The sequence below is a fragment of the Oscillibacter sp. MSJ-31 genome, assembly GCF_018918025.1.
GTDB lineage: Bacteria > Bacillota > Clostridia > Oscillospirales > Oscillospiraceae > Hominicoprocola.
Genome location: NZ_JAHLPT010000005.1, coordinates 98498 through 120103, shown reverse-complemented (window position 1 = coordinate 120103; position 21606 = coordinate 98498). Strand labels below are relative to the sequence as shown.

Genomic DNA, 21606 nt, shown 5'->3' with positions numbered 1-21606 from the left:
GCTATGGCAAAGAGACTCTGGGAACTGTTTTATACCTTCGCCAAGGTCGGTGTGATGACCTTCGGCGGCGGCTATGCAATGCTGCCTATTTTGCAGCGCGAGGTCGTGGAGAATAAGGGATGGGCGACGGAGGAGGAACTGGCGGACTGGTTCGCCATCGGTCAGTGTACCCCGGGCGTCATCGCGGTGAACACCGCGACCTTCGCGGGACGCAAGGTGCTCGGCAATATCGGCGGCGTGGTGGCTACCCTCGGCGTCGTGTTTCCCTCGCTCATTATTATATCCCTCCTCGCCGGCGTTATCACGACCTTTGCCGAGGTCGCTTGGGTCAAAAACGCTTTTGCGGGCATCCGTGTGTGCGTGTGCGTGCTGATCTTCAACGCGGTGGTGAAGCTGTGGAAGAAGTCCGTCGTCGACAAAAAGACGCTGGCGCTCTATGCGGTCATCCTGCTCGCGTCGCTGCTCACCGACCTTTCGCCGGTGATCTTCGTGCTGTTCGCGGCGGTCAGCGGCATTGTGCTGCAGGTCGCGCTCAAGAAAGGCGGCGAGGCGGAATGATGCTCTATTTACAGCTCTTCTGGGAATTTTTCAAGACCGGCCTTTTCTCCATCGGCGGCGGCATGGCCACACTTCCGTTCCTCTACGATATGGCGGATAAGACCGGCTGGTTCACCCGCGCACAGCTCGCGGACATGATCGCCGTGTCCGAGTCCACCCCCGGCCCCATCGGCGTCAACATGGCGACCTATGTCGGCTTCCTGACCGGGGGCGTGCCCGGCGCGGTGACGGCGACCGTCGGCCTCATTGCGCCGAGCGTCATTGTGATCCTCATCGTCGCGGCTTTCCTGCAGGCGTTCCGCGACAGTAAGTACGTCGCGGGTGCGTTCTACGGCCTGCGTCCCGCGTCCACCGCGCTCATCACGGCGGCGGGCCTTGTCGTCGTGCGCGAGACCTTCTGGCTCACCGGCGGCGTGCTCTTCTGGCAGGGGACCGTCCTTGCCGCCGTGCTGCTCGTGCTCACGCGCTGGGTCAAGCAGACGAAGAACTGGCACCCCATCGTGTTCATCGGACTCTCCGCCCTCGTGGGCGTGGTGTTCCGCTTTGCGGGCGCGTAAATGCAAAAAGAAAAAGCAGCCGGCCGGCTGCTTTTTTTGCTGTGTGCCTTGCTCAGTCCTCGCTCGCGATGTGGCTGGCGATGCGCTGCATGATCATGTCGAGCGCGACGAGGTTGTGCCCGCCCTCGAGCACGATGATGTCCGCGTACTTGCGGCTCGGCTCAACGTACTGCTCGTGCATGGGCTTGACGGTCGTGAGGTACTGCGTGATGACGCTCTCGAGCGTGCGGCCGCGGTCGCGGATGTCGCGCAGGGCGCGGCGCAGGATGCGCACGTCGGCGTCGGTCTCGACGAAAATTTTAATGTCGAACATATCGCGCAGGGTCGGGTCCTGAAAAATGAGGATGCCCTCGACGATGATGACCTTGGTGGGGAAGACCTCAACGGTCTCGTCCGTGCGGTTGTGGTCCACATAGGAGTAGACGGGGCATTGAATGCTGCGGCCCGCCTTGAGCGCCTTGAGGTGCTCAACGAGCAGGCTCGTTTCAAAGGCGTCGGGATGGTCGTAGTTGACCTTGGAGCGCTCCTCGTAGGTCTTGCCGGAGCCGGTGCCGCCGGCGATGCCGATGAAAATGGTGCTCATAGGCGTGATATCCTCCCCCGTTGTTTGCTTGTCTGTCTCTATTATAAAAAGCGCGGCGGCAAATTGCAAGGGCGATCGACCGCCGACGAAAAAAATTCCTCGAAAAAAGGGAAGAACGGTTGACGGCGGGGCAAAAAGAAAGTATTATGTAAATAAGATTTTCACGCGGGCGCCCTGCGTCCGTGTTTTCGGGAGGATAATGTATGGACCTCATCAAATGCCCTGTCTGCGGAGAAAAGTATTCCTCAAGCTATCGCCGCTGTCCCTTCTGCGAAGAGGAGGATCGCCCGCGCAAGGTGTCCGGCAAGCGCAGAGGCGGGCATCACGTGGCGGAACGAAAGCACACGCACTCCGCCCGCGGACCGCTCATCGCGGTGCTGCTGGTGGTGCTGGTCGTCTTTTCCTGGTATCTCTTCGGCGGCAAATTCATGGAAAGGATCAAGGAAAACAGAGGGAACGACGTGGAGACTGTCGATCCCGCGCCGGTCGATCCCGCGCCGGTCGATCCCACGCCGGTTGACCCGACACCCGATGACCCGACGCCCGACGAGCCGACGCCGCCGGTGGTGGAGGATCCGGAGCCGACGACGCCCATGGTCGATCCCTCGGCGCTGACGGTCGGGACGAACGTCGGCACGACGCTGAAGAAGGACGACAGCGGCCGCTTCGACTGCACGATCCGGATGAGCGATTCCATTCAGCTCATTCTGCGCGGCACCGACGCGGCGGCGACCTGGTCGAGCGAGGACACCTCCGTGGTGACGGTCAGCGCGGACGGCAAGCTCAAGCCGGTCAAGGCCGGCACGGCCAACGTGACGGCGAGCGTCGGCGGCGCCACGGTCCGCTGCGTGGTGCGCATCAACAATTAAAGGCTGACAGAGAACGACCCCTCGGGGTCGTTCTCTGAGGCTGTCGAAAAAGCGGCAAAGCCACTTTTTCGAGAAAGATTCGCTGCGCTCTGCGCCTCGGTTGTCCGCTGACAGCGGACAATTCGACGCTCGCTCCGCGCAAAGTGTTTTCTGCCACGCACAGGTCGCGGCAGAAAACGGATCAAACATCTTTCGCGTCTGCGGACGCGAAACTCTGCGAGGCTTTCCGATAGACTGAGAACGACCCCTCGGGGTCGTTCTGTTTTTTACTGTGCAAAAGCACAGCAAAAATTGAAATGCGCCCTTTCCTCGCCCCTGCGGGGCAACCGGAAAGGATGCACAAAAGCTTCATGCGTCGGCATTTGCGCCGATTTGTGATGCGGTGCGCGTGCATGAAGTTTTATACACTGTCTATTGAAAGTGCGTTGGTTTTGTGATAGGATACCCTTGTACCAATAGTACTTGAAAAATAACGGATGGAAACGATACCATGGATCGACGGAGCTTGCTGGACCGCGCAGCGAAAAGCGCGGAGGAGCGTGTGCTTTTGGGGCACATATTGGATAAATATGACCAGTGCCGGCAGCGGAACCTGCCCACGAACACGGCGTTTTTAAGTCCGGCCGAGGCGCAGGGCGCGCGGGACCTGCTCCGCGCCGCCGCGATCCACGAGGGCTTTGCCCTCCTCGGCGGCTACGAGGGCGCGGAGCGCCGGATGCTCTTTTTCCTGCCCGACTGGCAGGAGGAGGCCGACGCGCCCGACGCGATGGCGTTCCTCCGCGCGGCGTGGCACGAGAGCGAGCATCCCACGCACCGCGACCTGCTCGGCAGCCTCATGGCGCTCGGCGTGGAGCGCGAGACGCTTGGCGACATCCTCGTGAGCGAGGGGAGCGCCGACCTCATTGTGAGCGCGGGCGTCGCGCAATATCTGCTCGACAACTGGACGGGCGCGGGGCGCACGGCGCTGCGTCTGACGGCCATCGGCGCGGACGCGCTTCGCGTGCCGGAGCAGAAGGTCAAGGAGATCCGGGACACGGTGGCGACGCTGCGGCTCGACGCCGTGACCGCCGCGGGCTTTTCCATGAGCCGCGGCAAGGCTGCGGAGCTGATCGCCGCAGGACGTGTGCAGAAAAACTATCGCGAGGTCACCAAGGGCGACGCGAGCGTGGCACAGGGCGACGTCATTTCCGCGCGGGGACTGGGAAAATTTGAGGTCGCCGAGGTCGGCGGCCTGAGCAAAAAGGGGCGCACGGGCATTCTGCTGCGCCGGTATCTGTAAGGAGAAGCAAGATGGAACAGAAGAAGATCGACCGCATCAACGAGCTTGCCAAGCTCGCGAAGGAGCGGGAGCTGACCGACGAGGAGAAGGTCGAGCGCGCGGCGCTGCGGCAGGAGTATGTGAATTCCGTGCTCGGCGACCTGCGAAATCAGCTCAACAACACCTATGTGATGGACGAAAAGGGCAACAAGACCAAGCTCACTCAATGGAGCGAGGACCGCAAGCTGAGCGAGTAGATCCGACGTTCTTCGCGCCCACGGGCGCGTATGCTGAAAAGAGGGAGGACAAGCGCCATGGAGCATTTTGATCTCGCCGCCTTTTATGGCGGCAGCGCAACGGAGCTGTACCACACGCTCGGCGCGCACCGCACGCCGGACGGCTGGGTGTTCCGCGTCTGGGCGCCGCACGCGGTGAGCGTGAGCGTCGTGGGCGATTTCTGCGCGTGGGACCCCACCGCGCATCCGATGCGCCGCTTCGACGGCGGCGTATGGGAGACGGAGGTCGCGGGCCTTTCGCCGTATGACACCTACAAGTTCGCCGTCACCGCGCAGAGCGGCGCGGTGACCTTCAAGGCCGACCCCTACGCCTTCCACGCCGAGACGCGCCCCGGCACGGCGAGCAAGCTCTACGAGCTTGCGGGCTACGACTGGGGCGACGGCGCGTACCTTGCGGCAAAGCAGCCGGTCTATGACCGTCCGCTCAACATCTACGAGGTCCACCTCGGCTCGTGGCGGCGGCGCGAAAACGGCGATTTTTACGACTACCGCTCGCTCGCGGACGAGCTGAGCGAGTACGCCGCCGACCTCGGCTACAACTGCGTGGAGCTGATGCCCGTGACCGAGTATCCGCTCGACGACTCGTGGGGCTACCAGTGCACCGGCTACTTCGCGCCGACCTCGCGCTACGGCACGCCGCACGACTTCATGTACTTCGTGGACATGATGCACCGAAGGGGCATCTCCGTCATTCTTGACTGGGTGCCCGCGCACTTCTGTAAGGACGAGCACGGCCTCATCGACTTCGACGGCGAGCCGTGCTACGAGTACGCCGACCCGAAAAAGCGCGAGCACGCGGGCTGGGGCACGCGCGTATTCGACTACGGGCGCGGCGAGGTGAAGAGCTTCCTGCTTTCGTCCGCCGCCTACTGGCTGCGGGAATACCACCTTGACGGTCTGCGCGTGGACGCGGTGGCGTCCATGCTCTACCTCGACTACGGGCGCGAGGCGGGCGAGTGGACGCCGAACAAAAACGGCGGCCACGAGAATTTGGAGGCCATCGACTTCCTGCGCGCGCTCAACACCGCTGCCTTTGCCATTGATCCGAACGTGATGATGGTGGCGGAGGAATCGACCGCGTGGCCACTCGTGACCTATCCGGTCTCGGACGGCGGGCTGGGCTTCAACCTCAAGTGGAACATGGGCTGGATGAACGATATGTGCCACTACCTCAAGCTCGACCCGTGGTTCCGCCAGTTCCATCATAAGGACCTCACCTTCTCGCTGATGTACGCCTTTTCCGAAAACTTCGTGCTGCCCATCTCGCACGACGAGGTGGTGTACATGAAGGGCAGTCTGCGCGGCAAGATGCCGGGCGATGAGTGGCGGCAGCTCGCGGGCGTGCGCAGCTTCATGGTCTATATGCTCACGCACCCGGGCAAGAAGCTCACCTTCATGGGCGCGGAGCTGGGCCAGTGGCACGAGTGGGATTTTGCCGGTCAGCTCGACTGGTATCTGCTTGAAAACGACGCCAACCGCAGGATGCAGGATTTCTTCCGTGCCGTCAACCGGTACTACCTGACGAACCCCGCGCTCTGGCGCATCGACTTTGACTGGGCGGGCTTTGAGTGGCTCGTCGCGGACGACAACGAGGATAACACCGTCGTCTTTGTCCGCCGCGACGGCGCGGGCGAGGAGCTGCTGGTCGCGGTCAACTTCTCGCCCAACGGCTACCGGGACTACCGCTTCGGCGTCCCGCCGCGGAAAACGTGGCGCGAGGAGCTTTCCACGGATGATACCGCGTTCGGCGGCACGGGCGAGTGGCGCAACGAAAAGCCGGTCCGAACGCAGGCGATCCCCTCGCACGGACGCGAGCAGTCTATTGCCATCACCATCCCCCCGCTCGGCGCGGTCATCCTGCGCGGCGCGGGCGAATATAAGAAACCGAAAGCGAAAAAAAGCAAGGCAAGGGAGGAATTACCGGCATGAAAAAAGAGTGCATCGCCATGCTGCTCGCCGGCGGACAGGGCAGCCGCCTTTACGTCCTGACGGAGAACATGGCAAAGCCCGCCGTCCCGTTCGGCGGGAAGTTCCGCATCATCGACTTTCCCCTTTCCAACTGCGCGAACTCCGGCATCGACACCATCGGCGTGCTCACGCAGTACCGCCCGCTGGAGCTCAACCGCTACATCGGCAACGGCCAACCCTGGGACCTTGACCGCTCGGACGGCGGCGTACACATCCTCCCGCCCTACCAGAGCGCGAAGGGCGCGACGTGGTTCAAGGGCACGGCGAACGCCATCTACCAGAACATCGGCTTCGTGGATATGTACGATCCCGACTATGTGCTCATTCTCTCCGGCGACCACATTTACAAGATGGACTACGCCGCCATGCTCGCGCACCACAAGCGTGTGCACGCCGACTGCACCATCGCCGTGATGGAGGTGCCCTGGGACGAGGCGAGCCGCTTCGGCATCATGAACGTCGACGGCGAGGACACCATCACGGAGTTTGAGGAAAAGCCGAAGCAGCCCAGGAGCAACCTTGCCTCGATGGGCATTTACGTTTTCTCGTGGAAGAAGCTGCGCGCCTACCTCATCGCGGACGAGAACGACGCGGACTCGAGCAACGACTTCGGCAAGAACATCATCCCCGCCATGCTGAATGCCGGTGAGAAGATGTCCGCCTATCGCTTCGAGGGCTACTGGAAGGACGTCGGCACGCTCGATTCCCTCTGGGACGCGAACATGGATATGCTCGCGCAGGGCAGCGGGCTAAACCTGCTCGATAAGGACTGGCCCATCTACGCCCGCGCGGAGAGCGAGCCGCCCGCCTACCTCGGCGAGACGGCGGAGGTCGACCACAGTGTCGTCACCCGCGGCTCGGAGGTCGAGGGCGCGGTGCGCAATTCCGTGCTCTCGCAGCGCTGCACCGTCGCCGAGGGCGCGGAGGTGGAGTATTCCATCCTCATGCCCGGCGCGGTCGTCGAGCGCGGCGCGAGGGTCGCCTACGCCATCCTCGGCGAGAACGTCCGCGTGGGCGAGAACGCCCGCGTCGGCGCGTCGCCCGAGGCGGCGCCGCCGGAGGAGTGGGGCATTACGGTCGTCGGCCCCGAGGCGCAGGTCGAGGCGGGCCGCACGCTCAAGGCGAACCGGATGCTCAACCGCGAAGGAAAGGAGATGGTACGATGAACGGACTGCACGGCATTATTTTCTCCTACGAACAGGAGCCGGGATTGCGCGAGCTGGCGGAACGCCGGATGCCCGCCTCCATCCCGTTCGGCGGACGTTACCGCGTCGTCGATTTCATGCTCTCCAATCTGCACGCCGCCGGCATCACCGACGTCGGCGTGGTGCTGCACGGCAACTACCAGAGTCTGCTTGACCACATCGGCAACGGCAAGACCTGGGACATGGCGCGCAAGTACGGCGGGCTGCGTATCCTGCCGCCCTTCGCCGATACCCGCGCCTACCGCAGCGGCGAGTTCCGCGGCAAGATGGAGGCCCTTGCCGGCGTCCGCTCATACTTACAGGGGATACGGCAGGACTACGTCGTGCTCTCCGACAGTGACCTTATCATCAATCTGCCGCTCGCGGACGTGTTTGCCGCGCATCTGGAGAGCGGCGCGGACATCACCGCCGTCTGCACGGCGAACGGCGGCTTCGTGGACAACGCGACCTACCTCACGCTTGAGAGCGACGGCGCGATCGGGCAGATCTGGTGCGCGCCGACCGCGCCGCGCGGTCACCGCTCGCTGGAGATCTACATTCTCAGCAAGCAGCTGCTGCTCACGCTCGTGGACGAGTGCTCCGCGCAGGATAAATACAGCTTCCGCCGCGACGTGCTCGCGGGCATGACCGGACGGCTGAAGCTTCAGAGCTACGTCTGGGACGGCTACGCCGCCCAGCTCCGCTCCGTGCAGGAGTATTACGACCGCTCGATGGAGCTGCTGCAAGGCTCCATCCGCGCCGAGCTATTTGCCGCCGCGCGGCCCATCCTCGCCAAGGAGGACGACGAGGCGTCGAGCTATTTCGCGCCGGGCAGCCGCGTGAAAAATTCGCTCGTCGCCGACGGCTGCACCATCGAGGGCAGCGTGGAGAACTGCATCCTCTTCCCCGGCGTGACGGTGGAAAAGGGCGCGGAGCTGCGCGATTCCATTCTCTTCAAGGGCACGTGCGTGCGCGACGGCGTGACGCTCCGCTACGTCATCACCGACAAATATGTGGAGGTCCTGCCCGGGCGCACGCTCATGGGGCATGAGAGCTACCCCATCGTCATTTCCAAGGGCAGCATTGTCTGAAGCATACACGACGGAATAAGGAGGAAAGCTATGAACATTCTCTATGTCACATCCGAGGCCGTTCCCTTCTGCAAGACCGGCGGCCTTGCGGACGTTGCGGGCAGCCTGCCGCAGTCGCTTGCCGCGAACGGCGACCGCGTGAGCGTCATTCTGCCGCTCTACCAGAGCGTCGCGGACGCGTGGCGCGACCGGCTGCACTTTGAGCGCTACACCTATGTGCGCCTTGCCTGGCGCAGCCTGTACTGCGGACTTTTCTCCTACGAGCGGCAGGGCGTGACGTGGTACTTCGTGGACAACGAGCAGTATTTCAAGCGTCCCGAGCTTTACGGCTATTATGACGACGGCGAGCGCTTCGCCTTCTTCTGCCGCGCGGTGACGGAGCTGCTGCCGCTGCTGCCGGAGAAGCCGGACGTCGTCCACTGCAACGACTGGCAGACCGCGCTCGTGCCCATCTACATCCATGACGAGGCGGTGCGCGAGGAATTCTACAAGTCCGTCCGCACGGTCATCACCGTCCACAACATCGAGTATCAGGGCCGCTACGGCCGCGAGACGGTCGAGGACCTTTTCGGCCTCGACGCGGGCTGGTTCACCGGCGGCACGCTTGCCTTCGACGGCGACGTGAACCTGCTCAAGGGCGCGATCGTCACGGCGGACGCCGTGACCGCCGTCAGCCCCACCTACGCGGAGGAGCTCAAGTATGCCTACTTCGCCCACGGCCTTGAAAGCGTGATGCAGATGGTGGAGGGCAAGCTCCACGGTGTGCTCAACGGCATCGACATGGAGCGCTACGATCCCGCGAGCGACCCCAACCTGACGGCGAACTACTCGCTCCGGCGCATGGCCGGCAAGGCGAAGGACAAGGCGGCGCTGCAGCGCATGATGGGCCTTGCCGAAAGAAAGGACACGCCCGTGGTCGCGATGGTCTCACGGCTCGTGAGCCATAAGGGACTCGACCTCGTGTGCGAGACGCTCGATTACTTCATGGAAAAGGATATGCAGCTTGTCGTGCTCGGCAAGGGCGACGGGAAGTATGAGTCCTTCTTCTCCTGGGCGCAGGCGAAGTATCCGGGCCGCGTGGCGGTGCATCTCGGCTACTCCGAGAGCCTTGCCATGCAGATCTACGCGGGCGCGGACCTGTTCCTCATGCCGTCCAAGAGCGAGCCGTGCGGCCTGAGCCAGATGATCGCCATGCGCTACGGCGCGGTGCCCATCGTGCGCGAGACCGGCGGGCTGAAGGACACCGTTCACGCCTACGAGGCGTGGAACGGCGCGGGCAACGGCTTTTCCTTTACAAATTATAACGCGGGCGATATGTGCTACGTCATCGGCGAGGCGGTGGACCTTTACCATCAGAAGCCGGAGGCCTACAAGGCTCTGCGCAAGCGCGGCATGGCCGAGGATTTCAGCTGGGCGCGCAGCGCGAAAAAATACCGCGAAATTTACGATTCCATCTGCAAATAAGGTAGGTACAAAGAAATATGGATATCACTACGACACAGGGAATGAAGCAGGCGCTTACGGATAAGCTGCGCCTGGGCTTCGGCGTGACGCCCGAGGAGGCCGACGACGCGCAGGTGATGCGCGCCGCGGCGCTGGTGCTGCGCGACGTGATGACCGAGCGCGGTGTGGAGAGCCGAATGGCCACGCGCCGCGAGGAAAAGAGGAAGGTGCATTACCTTTCCATGGAATTCCTGCTGGGCCGCAGCCTGGAAAAGAACGCCTACAACCTCGGCGTGAGCGGCGTGCTGCGCGAGGCGATCGACGAGCTGGGCTTCCGCGCGGCGGATATTTTCGAGGTCGAGCCAGACGCGGGCCTCGGCAACGGCGGCCTCGGCCGCCTCGCCGCCTGCTATCTGGATTCCATGACCACGCTCGACATCCCCGCCGCGGGCTACTCCATCTGCTATGAGCTGGGCATCTTCCGCCAGCGCATCGTGGATGGGCAGCAGGTCGAGCTGCCGGACAACTGGAAGGACATCGGCGGCGCGTGGTTGATGCCCAAGCCGCAGGAGACGGAGGAGGTGTTCTTCGGCGGCACGGTCCGCAAGTTCTGGGACAACGGACGGCTGCACGTCGTGCCCGAGGGCGCGACGAAGGTGCTCGCCGTGCCCTGCGACATGGAGATCACGGGCTACGGCACCGAGCACGTCAACCCCCTGCGCCTGTGGGACGCGAAGTCCCCGACGCCGGTGGATATGAGCCTGTTCTCGCAGGGCGAATACCTGCGCGCGAGCGAGCAGGAGGCGATGGCAGAGACCATCGCCAAGATCCTCTATCCCGAGGACAACCACTATGAGGGCAAGTCGCTGCGTCTCAAGCAGCAGTATTTCTTCGTCTCCGCCACGATGCAGTCCATCATGCGCAAGCACATCGAGGTCTACGGCACGGCGGCGAACTTCCACGAGAAGAACGTCATCCAGATCAACGACACGCACCCCGCGCTCGTCATTCCCGAGCTGATGCGTATTCTGATGGACGACGCGGGCTTCGACTGGGATACTGCGTGGAACATCACAAAAAATTCCGTCGCCTACACGAACCACACCGTGCTCGCTGAGGCGCTCGAGCGCTGGCCGCAGCAGCTCATGGAGACGCTGCTCCCGCGCGTGTGGGAGATCATCACCGAGATCGCGCACCGCTATCAAAAGCGGGTCGAGAACTTCTACCACGACCCCGCCAAGACCGCGGAGCTGGCCATCGTCTGGGACGGGCAGGTGCGCATGGCGAACCTGTGCATCGCGGGCGGCATGGCGGTCAACGGCGTTTCCGCGCTGCACTCCGACATCCTGCGCCACGACGTATTCCGCTGGCAGTACCAGATGGAGCCGGAGAAGTTCAAGAACGTCACCAACGGCATCGACCACCGCCGCTGGCTCGCGCAGATCAACCCGCGGCTCGACGGCCTGATCGCCGACCTCTGCGGCGGGCGCGGCTATCTGCTCCATCCCGAGGAGCTCAAGAAGCTCGAGGCCTTCGCCGGCGATGGCGCGGTGCTCGCGCGGCTCGACGAGATCAAGCGCGCCAACAAGCTCGACTTTGCCGCCTACGTCAAAAAGACGCAGGGCGTAGCACTCAACACAGATGCGATCTTCGACGTGCAGGTCAAGCGCCTGCATGAGTACAAGCGTCAGCTGCTCAACGCCATGCACATCATCTATCTGTACCAGAAATTGCAGGACGATCCGAGCATGGAGCTGCAGCCGCGGACCTTCCTCTTCGGCGCGAAGGCCGCACCGGGCTACGCGGTCGCCAAGCGCATCATCCACCTTATCAACTCGCTGGCGAACCAGATCAACAGCGATCCGCTGTGCAGGGGACGCCTGCAGGTCGTCTTTCTGGAGAATTACCGCGTGTCCCTCGCCGAGCATCTGATGCCCGCGAGCGAGGTCAGCCAGCAGATCTCCACCGCCGGCAAGGAGGCCAGCGGCACGGGCAACATGAAGTTCATGATGAACGGCGCGCTGACCGTCGGCACGCTCGACGGCGCGAATGTCGAGATGCACGAGGTGCTTGGCGACGAGAATATGTTCCTCTTCGGCCTGCACGCGGACGAGGTCGCGCGCCTGAAGGCGCAGGGCTACGCGCCCCAGCGGCTCTGCGAGCGCGACGACGCGCTCAAGCGCGTGGTCGATCAGCTCCGCATGGGCTTCTCCGACGGTGTGAGCTACGACGATCTCGCCCAGCGCCTGCTCCAGCGCGACGAATATATGCTCCTGCAGGACTTCGCCTCCTACTGCGCCGCCGAGCAGCGCATGGCGAAGACCTACGCCGACCGCGCGGCGTGGGACCGTATGTCGCTTCTCAACATCGCGCGCAGCGGTATCTTCGCCGCCGACCGCGCGGTCGCGCAGTACGCGGACAACATCTGGCACGTCCCGCACAAGTAAGCAAAGCGGAGGAAAGAGACGGCGGCGCCGTCTCTTTTCCGCGCTATTGACAGGCATGATATAATTTCTCTGACTGAAAATCACGAGAACAGAGGAAAACGCTATGGAATTCACACAGGGTGTGCGCTTCGACAGCCTTGGCCTGCTGCCGGAAATGACGCGCGCATTGGAAAAGAAAAACATCGAATGGTCCACCCCCGTGCAGGCGGGCTGCATCTCGCCGATGCGCGAGTGGAAGGACGTGATCGCCAAGGCCCCCACCGGAACGGGCAAGACCTTTGCCTTCGGCATTCCCATCATCGAGCACATTGACCCCGAAAGCGAGGAGGTGCAGGCGGTCATCATGGCGCCTACGCGCGAGCTTGCCATGCAGATCACGGCGGAGCTGCGCGACCTGGCCGTTTTTATGAGCGGCATCCGCGTGGTGTGCCTCTACGGCGGCGCGCCCATTGGCAAGCAGATCGACGCGCTGAAGAAAAAGCCGCAGATCGTTGTGGCGACCCCGGGCCGCCTGTCCGACCACATGAAGCGCCGCACCGTGCGGCTCGACCGGGTGCAGACCGTTGTGCTCGACGAGGCCGACAGGATGCTCGACATGGGCTTCATCCACGACGTGACCCGTATTTTGGACAAGATTCCATCCCGCCGCAACCTCGGTATGTTCTCCGCGACCATCTCGCGCGAGGTCATGGACATCAGCTGGGTCTACCAGCGCGACCCCGAGGAGATCACCGTCCGCGCGGACGAGCAGAATAAGCCCGACATCCTCCAGTATGCCGTCACGGTCGAGCAGACCGACAAGGTCGCGGCGATGGCGCGCATCATCCGGCAGGAGAGGCTGGAGCGCGTGATGGTGTTCTGCAATACCAAGGGCATGGTCGAGCGCCTGACGAAGTACCTTGAGATGGAGGGACTGGACGCCGCCTGCATCCACGGCGACATCCCGCAGAAAAAGCGTGAGCAGGTCATGGCGCGCTTCCGCCGCGGCGAGCTGCCTGTGTTCGTCGCCACCGACGTCGCCGCCCGCGGCATCGACGTGGACGACGTGGACGCGGTGTTCAACTACGATGTGCCGCAGGAGAACGAATATTACGTCCACCGCATCGGACGCACGGGCCGCGCGAAGCGTCACGGCGTCGCTTACACGCTTGTCGCCGACTATCCGAGCAAGATGCGGCTCGACGCCATCGCCAAGTTCACCGGAAACGACGTCAAGCCTGCCCACTTTGAGGGTGATACGCTGGTCGTGGATGCCAAATAATAACAATTTGTAACTTTTTGCCCCGCTCGTCTTTACAAGCGGGGCAAATTTTTATATAATCATTTAGATGTTTGCCTGTGCGGCGCGCTCCGCGCCGCGTTTTACGATAGAGAAAGAGGAGACGCTCCCGATGAAAATGCTACGAAGATCCGTCTGTCTGCTGCTCTGTGCGGCGCTGTTTTTGACCCTGCTCGCCGGCTGCGGCAAGCAGGAGGAGCCCGCGGAGGACTTTGTGGTGAGCGCCGCGGTCTGCGGTCCGCTGGAGACGCTTGACCCGACCATGAACACCGACGTGGGGGCGGAGAGCCTGCTCTCCACGCTCTTTGAGGGCCTGATGCGCCTGCGCGATGACGGCGCCGGCAAGGCGGTCGCCGTGGCGGGCATCGCCAAGGAATACATTGAGGAAAAGAATTACGACGACACCGTGACCTATACGTTCACGCTGCGCTCCGCGGCCCGCTGGTCGGACGGCGAGCGCGTGACGGCGGAGGACTTCGTTTACGCCTGGCAGCGCCTGGTCGATCCCGCGACGGCGTCGCCCAACGCCTCGCTTCTGAGCATGGTCGCGGGCTATGACGAGGTGCGCGAGAGCGGCGACGTGTCGCTGCTCGGCGTGAAGGCCAAGGGCGAGAGCACCTTCCTCGTGACGCTCAGCAGGCCCTGCGCCTACTTTATCACCAGCGTCTGCACGTCGCCGGCGACGGCCCCACTGCGCCGTGATCTGGTGGAGGGGAATGCGAGCTGGGCGGCGACCGCCGACATCGTGACGAACGGCCCCTATACTGTGGGCACATGGGTAAAGGCCGCGCAGCTTCAGACGAAGAGAAACGGCGAATACTACGAGAGCAAGCTCGTCGTGCCGGACAGCATTTGCTTCCGCTTCGAGACGGACGCGCAGACGAACTACGAGCAGCTGCTTGCCGGCGAGCTGGATTACACCGCGAAGCTGCCCTACGCGGCCATCGAGCAGCTGGCGGAGGATGAGACGTGGCAGCCCGCTCCGCTGGCGGAGACGGTCTGTGTGCTCTACAACCATCTGACCGACACCTTCTCCGACGCGCAGCTGCGCCGTGCCTTTGACCTTGCCATCGACCGCGCGGCGCTCGCCGAACAGCTCGGCGTGACGGCGACGGCGGCGACCGGCTGTGTGCCCGACGGCATCAGCGACGCGCCCGAGAGCGGGGAGGACTTCCGCACGGCGGGCGGCGCACTCTGCGCGGCGGACGCCGAGGGCTATGCCGAGCGCAGCGCCGAGGCGGCGCGGCTGATGACCTCCGCCGGACACTACCAGGGCGCGGGCCTGCCGACGCTCCGCTTCCTCTTTGTGGAGGGGGAGCAGACGCGCGCGGCGGCGCTGAGTCTGTTCAATATGTGGAGGACCGCCACGGGCGTGGCGGTCGAGCTGGTGGGCGTGAGCGCCGAGGAGTTTGATGCGGCGCTCGCCGCCGGTGATTTTGACCTCGCGCTCACCACGCTCACGGCTCGCTGCGACGATCCGATGGAGTACCTGCTGCCGTTCCGCGGCACGTCGGAGAGCAACGTCTGCGGCTACCGCAACGACACCTTTGACCTGCTCGTCGGCGTGGCGGAATCGACCGGCGACCTGACTGCCCGCGCGGCGTTTCTGCACGACGCAGAAGCGATGCTGCTCGAGGACAGCGCTGTTTCGCCGCTTTGCTTCTCCGGCACGGCGTACCTTCTGCGCGAGGGGCTCACCGGCGTGAGCCACGACTGCTTCGGCCACAGCTACTTCACCGCGGTCTCCCGCGCGGAGACGGGACCGGCTGCGTAATAGACACAACAAAAAACCGGCGTCCGCTTGAAACGGACGCCGGTTTTCTGCACTGTTTAGAGACCCTGCAGCAGGATGATGACGATCAGGATCGGCAGCACCCACTGGAAGTAGGGCTTGAGCCAGCGGGCGAACCTGAGGCCCGTGCCCTTGTTGGCCTCGGCAAGATACTTGTCGAAGCCCCAGCCCCACTTCGTCACGCAGAAGAGGAGGTAGACGAGCGAGCCGATGGGCAGCAGGAGGTTGCTCACGAGGAAGTCCTCACTGTCGAGCACGTCCTTGCCGAGGATGGGACGGAAGTCGCTCCAGATGTTGTAGCCGAACACGCAGGGCAGACTGAGAACGGCGATCAGGATGCCGTTGATGAGCACGGCCTTCCTGCGGCTGATCCCGAAGGTATCCATGCAGATGGCGAGGATGTTTTCAAACACCGCCAGCACGGTGGAGAAGCTCGCGAAGATCATGAACAGGAAGAACAGCGCGCCCCAGAAGCGCCCACCCGCCATGTTGATGAAGACCGGCGGCAGCGTCTGGAAAATCAGGGAGGGGCCGTTGTCCGGTGTCACGCCGAAGGTGAAGCAGGCGGGGAAGATGATGGTGCCCGCCATCAGCGCCACGAAGGTGTCGAGCGCGCAGATGCGCACGGCTTCGCCGGGCAGGGTGTGCTCGTCGCTCATGTAGCTGCCGAAGATCTCCATGGCGGCAATGCCGAGCGAGAGCGTGAAGAACGCCTGATTCATCGCGTCGGTGACGAGACTGCCGAAGCCGTTTTCGCGGATGGAATCCATCGAGGGGACCAGATAGAACTTCATGCCCTCCGCCGCGCCGGAGAGCGTCAGGCTGTGAACGGCGAGCACGAGAATGAGCACCAGCAGGCAGAGCATCATGACCTTCGTCACGCGCTCAAGGCCCTTTTGCAGGCCGAAGGAGCAGACCAGAAAGCCCGCGACGACCACGACCTCGGCCCAGAGCGCCATTTCGCCGGGGGAGGAGAGCATCGCGCCGAAGGCGCTCGCGACCTCATCCGTGCTCATGCCGGAATGGAACGCGCCGGTGAGGAACTTGCCAAAGTAGCTGACCATCCAGCCGGAGACGGTGGTGTAGTACATCATCAGCAGGTAGCAGCCGAGCAGGCAGAACCAGCCGTGGATGTGCCATTTCTGACCGGGCTTTTCCAGCGTCTTATAGGAGAGCACGGCGCTCCTGCGGCTCGCGCGGCCGACCGCCAGTTCCATCGTCAGCACGGGCACGCCCATCACGAGCAGGCAGAGCAGGTAGAAGAGAACGAAGTAGCCGCCGCCGTTCTTGCCGGCGATGTAGGGGAAGCGCCACACGTTGCCGATGCCGATGGCGCAGCCCGCGCTCACCAGCAGGAAGCCCAGACGGGAGCGGAAGGATTCGCGTTTCATGCTTTCTGAACACCTCATTTGTTGATAAACTCGACCGCCGCCAAGGCGGCAGTTTGACTATTTTACCGCAAAGAGCCGCCCTTTGCAAGGGCGGCTCTCGAAAAAAATGCACAAAATTGCCGTTTGGTCGTTCATCCGAATTTCGCGCGGAAGCGCTCCTGCGCGGCGCGGCCCGCGTCGGTCAGGCCGTCGCGGTCGCCGAGCAGATAGGCAACGATGCGGGAGAACATATCGAGGTCGTAGCTGTCGGTGAGCGAGGCGCGGTAGGCGCTCAGCCTTTCAAGCGCGCGGTCCTGCTCGGCAGCGTCGTATTGACCCAGCCAGTTGAGGAAGCTGCCGCCGCTGCTCATCGCCTCGTTCAGCAAGCCGCCGTCCAGAGCGTCGGGGCGGAGGACATTGTTTTTCGCCAGCAGCGCGGTCAGATCGGCATAATAAGCGGGGCTGCCCGTGCTGCAATCGCCGCTCATGCTGCCCTCTAACATGCGTCGCGTGCCGCCGTCCATGAGGCAGACGATATAGGGACCGTCCAGGACCGTGTCGCCGTCCAGAATGGCCCAGCCGTCCTCGTCCACCTCAGTGCCGCCCGCGAGCAGGATTTTTTCCGGCTTTTGCGCGTGGTAATGCTGGCTGAAGCTGTAAACCTCCGGCGCCAGACCCTCATAGCGGGTCTCCGCACCGAGGAAGGAGACGTCTGTGTACCAGTCGTCGTACTGCGCGGCGCTGCCCGCAAGGGTGTCGTACCGCTGCCGAACAAGCTGCTTTGCCCGTGCAGCGACCTCAGCGGGAACGCTCGGATCGGCAAGCGTCGCGTCGGCGATGTGGTCGGTGTGGCTGCGGTCGGGCTTGTAGAGCAGCAGGCTTTCACCGTCGAAATAGAGATAGCGCGTGAAGTTGACCCCATCGCCGGGAGCGTCGCCCGCAGACAAGCCGTAGAAGAGGACCGAACGGATGGCGGGAGCGGCGGATGTGAAGTCCCACCAGTTCAGCTCCGGCCACGCGGCGGTGATGACGGACTTGAGGTCGACGCCGTAGAGCTGACCGCCGCGCTTGTAGTAGATGGCGGGGAAGTTGGGAGAGCTGTTGACGATCTCACACACGCCGTCGCCGTCCATGTCCATCTGTATAAGCCAGTCAAGGGCATCGGAGGGGATGCGGCGGTCGGTGACGCGCTGTGCCTTCCCGGCAAGGGGAATGGTCATCCACGGCTCCCGCGCGGGCAGGATGTCCGCGAGCGGCGTCGGCGCGGCGGTCTCAAAGTCCGGCAAAGGCGCGGGCGAGGCTTCCAGACTGTCGAGGCACGCCATCAGCGCGGGACTGTCGATCCAGAGCGTCGGGCGGTCGCTGGGATAGCTGGAGGAGAGCCCCGGCTCAAAGGTGGGATGCAGGAGCCGCACGCGGTCGAAGCCACAGAGGAAGGTGTATTGCGTGCCGTCCCGCAGATTCACCGCGAGCGTGTAGTACGCGGAGTCTCCGTAGCCCTGCTGCGTGTAAAGCTCCGCTTCGGTGAGGGCGTTGAGGGCGGGCACGAGCTGCGCCGAAAGTGCGGTCAGCTCCGCATCGACGAGAAAGCGCGAGCTGCTGCCATCGCGGAATTGCAGGTTGAGAATGTCCTCTGCGCGCAGAGCTTGCGCCCAGTGCAGGAAGCTGTCGACGGCGTCACGCTGTGCCGCCGTCAGACCGTCAAGAAGTGCGGGGCGGAGCAATCGGTACAGAGCTTGTGTCAGTTCCGCGTTGTCCACGACGGCGACGGCCTTCATGTAGGGAAATGGTTCTCCCTCGGTTTCGTACACCGCGGGTGCGTCCAGCGCAACTTGCCCATTCTCGCTCAGCGAAAAGCCATAATAGCCGGTATAATCATCGTTGAAGGAGAGCGTATAACGGACTTCTCCATCGCGGGCTGCGAATGGAGTAAGCTCCTCCGCACGGACGCTGCGGAGAATGCCCTCGAGTGCTTCGATCTGCGCGGACGTATCATCGGAGGGCTCCTCCAGAAGGAAGTGGGCTGCGCCGGTCTCGGCGTCCCATGCGCCGCAGCCTGTTATTTTGCTGCCGTCAAGCTCCGCCGCCCAGTCGAGAAATTCGAGACATGCCTGCGCGTCCTCGGTCGTGAAGCCCGCGTCGTACCACTCCTGCGTGACCTCAGGCGGCGTATCCGGCGCGCCGGTGAAGCTCACCGCGCACACGAGCGCCGCGAGCGCGACGGCGGCGAACACCGCCGCGGTCTTCGCCTGCCGGTTCTCCGCAATGCGTGTGATGCGCTCCTTGAGGCTCCTTTTGCCGCCGGTCATGGTCGTCGCGCCGAGGAGCGGGTTTTGCGGCTTGGTGCACACGGGCACGAGCGAGAGCAGGGCTTTTCCGTAGGCGGTGCGCTCGTCCGCGCCGAGCGCGCGGAGCGTCCCCTCGTCGCAGGCAAGCTCGCCGTCCTCGCGCGAGAGCACCGCCGCGAGCCACACGAGTGGGTCGAACCAGTAGACGGTCAGACACAGACCGCGCAGTAGCGACCACAGTGGGTCTAAGTGCCGCGCGTGGGTCTGCTCGTGCGCGAGCACGAAGCGTAGCAATTCGGGCGAGGCGGCCGCCGCGTTGTTGAGATAGATGGCGGGGCGCAGAACGCCGAAGAGGCACGGCGAGGGCAGCGCGGACATGAGGTAGACTGGATAGCGGCAGCCCTCGACGCGGTAAGGCGTGCGCGCCTTGCGCAGCGCGCGGGCGAAGCGCAGGTTGGTGAAAAGGAACCACGCGCCCACGCCGACCATTCCGGCGTACCAGACGTAGGTGAGCGCTTCGGAAAGCGTGACGGTTCGGTAGGTCGGCGTCACAGTGTAGTATTCGTCGGCGGGGGCGCTCTGCGCTGCGTCGGACTGCGGAGACAGAGGCTCACCCTGCGACTCCTTGCCGGGCAAAAGCTGTGCGGGGCGCCGCTCCGTGCCGCCCTGAACGTACAGCACGGGGGTATCCAGCCGCTCCTCCACAACGGCCTGCACCGGCTCGGCGGCGGAGAGCACATTGTGCGCCAGTGTGCCGACGTTCACCGGTACGAGCAGCCGCACGAGCACCAGAAGCCAGAGCGCGTACTGCATCCGGCGCGAGACGGTGCGGCGGAACAGCTGCCGCAGCGCCAGCAGCGCAAGGATCAAAACAGAGGAAGTCAAAAGGATCTCTTTCATTTCGTGTTCCCTCCCGCTTGCTCCAAAATGGCGGTCAGCTCGTCGATGTCTTCCTGTGTAAGCGCGCGGCCCTCGACCATGGCGCTCATCATCAGTCCCAGGCTGCCGCCGTAGACCTTACCGAGAAAGCTCTCGGTCTCGGTGCGGGCGGCGTCGCTCTGCGCGACGGCGGGATAGAACTGCTTGGCGCGCCCGCCGGCCTCGTGGCGCACCGCGCCCTTGGCCTCCAGCCGTGTGAGCATGGTGATGACGGTGTGCTTCTCCCAGCCGGTCTCGGCGGAGAGCGCGGCGGTGAGCTGCGTGATGGTCTGCGGGGACTGCTCCCAGAGACGGTGCATCAGCTTCCACTCCGCGTCGGTCAGATTGCAGGACACGGGACATTCCTCCTTTCGGTATACAGCTGTATACCTGTCTGAACCCAGCATAGCAGAAAGGTATACAATTGTCAACCAAAATTTGCAGAGAAAAGCCGCACCCGTGGGAGCGGCTTTGGCACAGATTTATTTTTTTCGCCACACGGACGGCAGGAACAGCACGAGCAGAGGCATGATCTCCAGTCGCCCGAGGAGCATCGTAAACGAGAGCACGAGCTTTGAGAGCGGTGAGAGAAAGCCGAAGTTGCACGTCGGGCCGACAAGGCCGAGGCCGGGGCCGACGTTGCTGATGCAGGTCAGAGATGCCGTGAAAGCGGAGGTGAAATCCAGCTCGTCGAGCGAGACGATCAGCGCGGAGAAAAAGAGAATGATCATATAGGCAAAGAAGAAGAGGGAAACGGAGGAGATGGTATCCTCCTCCACGCGCTGCCCGTCGAGCGTGATGGGGCGCACCTCGCGTGTGTGCAGGATGCGGCGCAGATCGCGCTTGAGTCCCTTGAAGAGCAGCACGATGCGCGAGACCTTGATGCCGCCGGCGGTCGAGCCGGCGCAGCCGCCGGCGAACATCACAACGAGCAGCACAAGACGGCTGAACTGCGGCCAGCGGTCGAAATCCTCTGTGCAGTAGCCGGTGGTGGAAATGAGCGTTGTGACCTGAAAGGCCGCGTGCTCGATGGCGGAGCCGACGGAACGGCCCGTTTTGAGAACAAGATCGAGCGCGATGAGCGCGGACGAGCCGAACACGATGCCGGAGTAGACGCGCAGCTCGTCGCTGCGCAGGACCTCCCGCCAGCGCCGTGTACCGGCCAGAAACAGAAGTGTGAAATTGACCGACGAGACGAACATGAAGACCACGATGATCCAGTTGACCGCCGAGGACTGGTAGTAGGCGATGCTTTCGTTGCGGACGGAGAAGCCGCCGGTCGAGATGGTCGTGAGCGCGGTGGTCACCGCGTCGAACCACGGCATCCGCGCCGCGCGGAGCGCGAGCGTTTCCGCCGCCGTGAGGAGAATGTAGATGCTGTAAAGCATTTTGGCCGTGTCGTTCGTGCGCGGCAGCAGCTTGGAGGAGATGGGGCCGGGGCTTTCGGCCTTCATCAGGTTGACGCTGCCCTCGCCGAGCTTCGGCATCAGCGCGAGCAGCAGGACGAGAACGCCCATGCCGCCGAGCCATTGCGTCAGCGCGCGCCAGAGCTGGATGCCGCGCGGCAGCGAGGCCGGCGCGCCGAAGAATGGAGGCGCCCGTCGTCGTGAAGCCGGAAACGGTCTCGAACAGCGCGTCCACATAGCTGCAGCAGCCGCTGAGCGCATAGGGCAGCGCGCCGAAGGCGGACAGCACGATCCAGCCG

Annotated in this window: 17 protein-coding genes; 12 read left to right on the top strand and 5 right to left on the bottom strand. The window is 63.6% G+C overall.

Annotation, left to right across the window (positions count from 1 at the left end; all coding sequences use genetic code 11):
- Positions 1–3: 3 nt before the first annotated feature.
- On the top strand, positions 4–558 hold the full coding sequence (locus tag KQI17_RS05980) for a chromate transporter (RefSeq protein WP_216495304.1): 555 nt from the start codon (positions 4–6) through the stop codon (positions 556–558).
- The gene (locus KQI17_RS05975) at positions 558–1115 is read left to right on the top strand and encodes a chromate transporter (RefSeq protein WP_216495315.1); all 558 of its coding nucleotides are present in this window, start codon (positions 558–560) and stop codon (positions 1113–1115) included. The genes KQI17_RS05980 and KQI17_RS05975 overlap by 1 nt, the downstream gene beginning before the upstream one ends.
- Before the next feature lie 52 nt (positions 1116–1167).
- Here the strand turns inward: KQI17_RS05975 and udk are convergent, their stop codons facing one another.
- Positions 1168–1698: a uridine kinase gene (udk, locus tag KQI17_RS05970; RefSeq protein WP_216495303.1), complete on the bottom strand. Its 531-nt coding sequence runs from the start codon at positions 1696–1698 to the stop codon at positions 1168–1170.
- Positions 1699–1901: 203 nt separating this feature from the next.
- Here udk and KQI17_RS05965 point away from each other — a divergent pair, with 203 nt between their 5' ends.
- The 10 genes from KQI17_RS05965 to KQI17_RS05920 all read left to right on the top strand — a co-directional run bounded on the left by KQI17_RS05965 (position 1902) and on the right by KQI17_RS05920 (position 15307).
- Positions 1902–2567: an Ig-like domain-containing protein gene (locus tag KQI17_RS05965; protein WP_216495302.1), complete on the top strand. Its 666-nt coding sequence runs from the start codon at positions 1902–1904 to the stop codon at positions 2565–2567.
- Between the two features lie 490 nt (positions 2568–3057).
- Positions 3058–3846, top strand: coding sequence for an RNA-binding protein (locus tag KQI17_RS05960; RefSeq protein WP_216495301.1), 789 nt, complete (start codon positions 3058–3060; stop codon positions 3844–3846).
- A gap of 11 nt (positions 3847–3857) precedes the next feature.
- Positions 3858–4082, top strand: a complete 225-nt coding sequence (locus KQI17_RS05955; RefSeq protein WP_216495300.1) for a DUF896 domain-containing protein — start codon at positions 3858–3860, stop codon at positions 4080–4082.
- A gap of 57 nt (positions 4083–4139) precedes the next feature.
- The gene (gene glgB / locus KQI17_RS05950; protein ID WP_216495299.1) at positions 4140–6050 is read left to right on the top strand and encodes a 1,4-alpha-glucan branching protein GlgB; all 1911 of its coding nucleotides are present in this window, start codon (positions 4140–4142) and stop codon (positions 6048–6050) included.
- Positions 6047–7255: a glucose-1-phosphate adenylyltransferase gene (locus KQI17_RS05945; RefSeq protein WP_216495298.1), complete on the top strand. Its 1209-nt coding sequence runs from the start codon at positions 6047–6049 to the stop codon at positions 7253–7255. Before glgB ends, KQI17_RS05945 begins: the two co-directional genes overlap by 4 nt.
- On the top strand, positions 7252–8364 hold the full coding sequence (gene glgD, locus KQI17_RS05940) for a glucose-1-phosphate adenylyltransferase subunit GlgD (protein ID WP_216495297.1): 1113 nt from the start codon (positions 7252–7254) through the stop codon (positions 8362–8364). The genes KQI17_RS05945 and glgD overlap by 4 nt, the downstream gene beginning before the upstream one ends.
- A gap of 30 nt (positions 8365–8394) precedes the next feature.
- Positions 8395–9828, top strand: a complete 1434-nt coding sequence (gene glgA, locus KQI17_RS05935) for a glycogen synthase GlgA (RefSeq protein ID WP_216495296.1) — start codon at positions 8395–8397, stop codon at positions 9826–9828.
- A gap of 17 nt (positions 9829–9845) precedes the next feature.
- Positions 9846–12254, top strand: coding sequence for a glycogen/starch/alpha-glucan phosphorylase (locus KQI17_RS05930; protein WP_216495295.1), 2409 nt, complete (start codon positions 9846–9848; stop codon positions 12252–12254).
- Positions 12255–12357: 103 nt separating this feature from the next.
- Positions 12358–13515, top strand: a complete 1158-nt coding sequence (locus KQI17_RS05925) for a DEAD/DEAH box helicase (RefSeq protein WP_216495294.1) — start codon at positions 12358–12360, stop codon at positions 13513–13515.
- Between the two features lie 130 nt (positions 13516–13645).
- Positions 13646–15307 carry a peptide ABC transporter substrate-binding protein gene (locus tag KQI17_RS05920; protein ID WP_216495293.1) on the top strand — a complete coding sequence of 554 codons (1662 nt, stop codon included), beginning with the start codon at positions 13646–13648 and terminating at the stop codon, positions 15305–15307.
- A 56-nt stretch (positions 15308–15363) separates the two neighbouring features.
- On the opposite strand, the gene KQI17_RS05915 is transcribed toward KQI17_RS05920, so the two are convergent.
- The 4 genes from KQI17_RS05915 to KQI17_RS05900 form a co-directional block, all read right to left on the bottom strand.
- Complete coding sequence (locus KQI17_RS05915; RefSeq protein ID WP_216495292.1) at positions 15364–16716, bottom strand: sodium-dependent transporter; 1353 nt, start codon at positions 16714–16716, stop codon at positions 15364–15366.
- Between the two features lie 131 nt (positions 16717–16847).
- Complete coding sequence (locus KQI17_RS05910) at positions 16848–19883, bottom strand: M56 family metallopeptidase (RefSeq protein WP_216495291.1); 3036 nt, start codon at positions 19881–19883, stop codon at positions 16848–16850.
- Entirely contained in the window at positions 19880–20257 is a 378-nt protein-coding gene (locus tag KQI17_RS05905) for a BlaI/MecI/CopY family transcriptional regulator (protein ID WP_371821965.1), read from the bottom strand. The genes KQI17_RS05910 and KQI17_RS05905 overlap by 4 nt, the downstream gene beginning before the upstream one ends.
- Positions 20258–20383: 126 nt before the next feature.
- A complete protein-coding gene (locus KQI17_RS05900) occupies positions 20384–21544 on the bottom strand; it encodes a TrkH family potassium uptake protein (protein ID WP_253285706.1) in 1161 nt (386 codons plus the stop codon).
- Positions 21545–21606 lie beyond the last annotated feature (62 nt).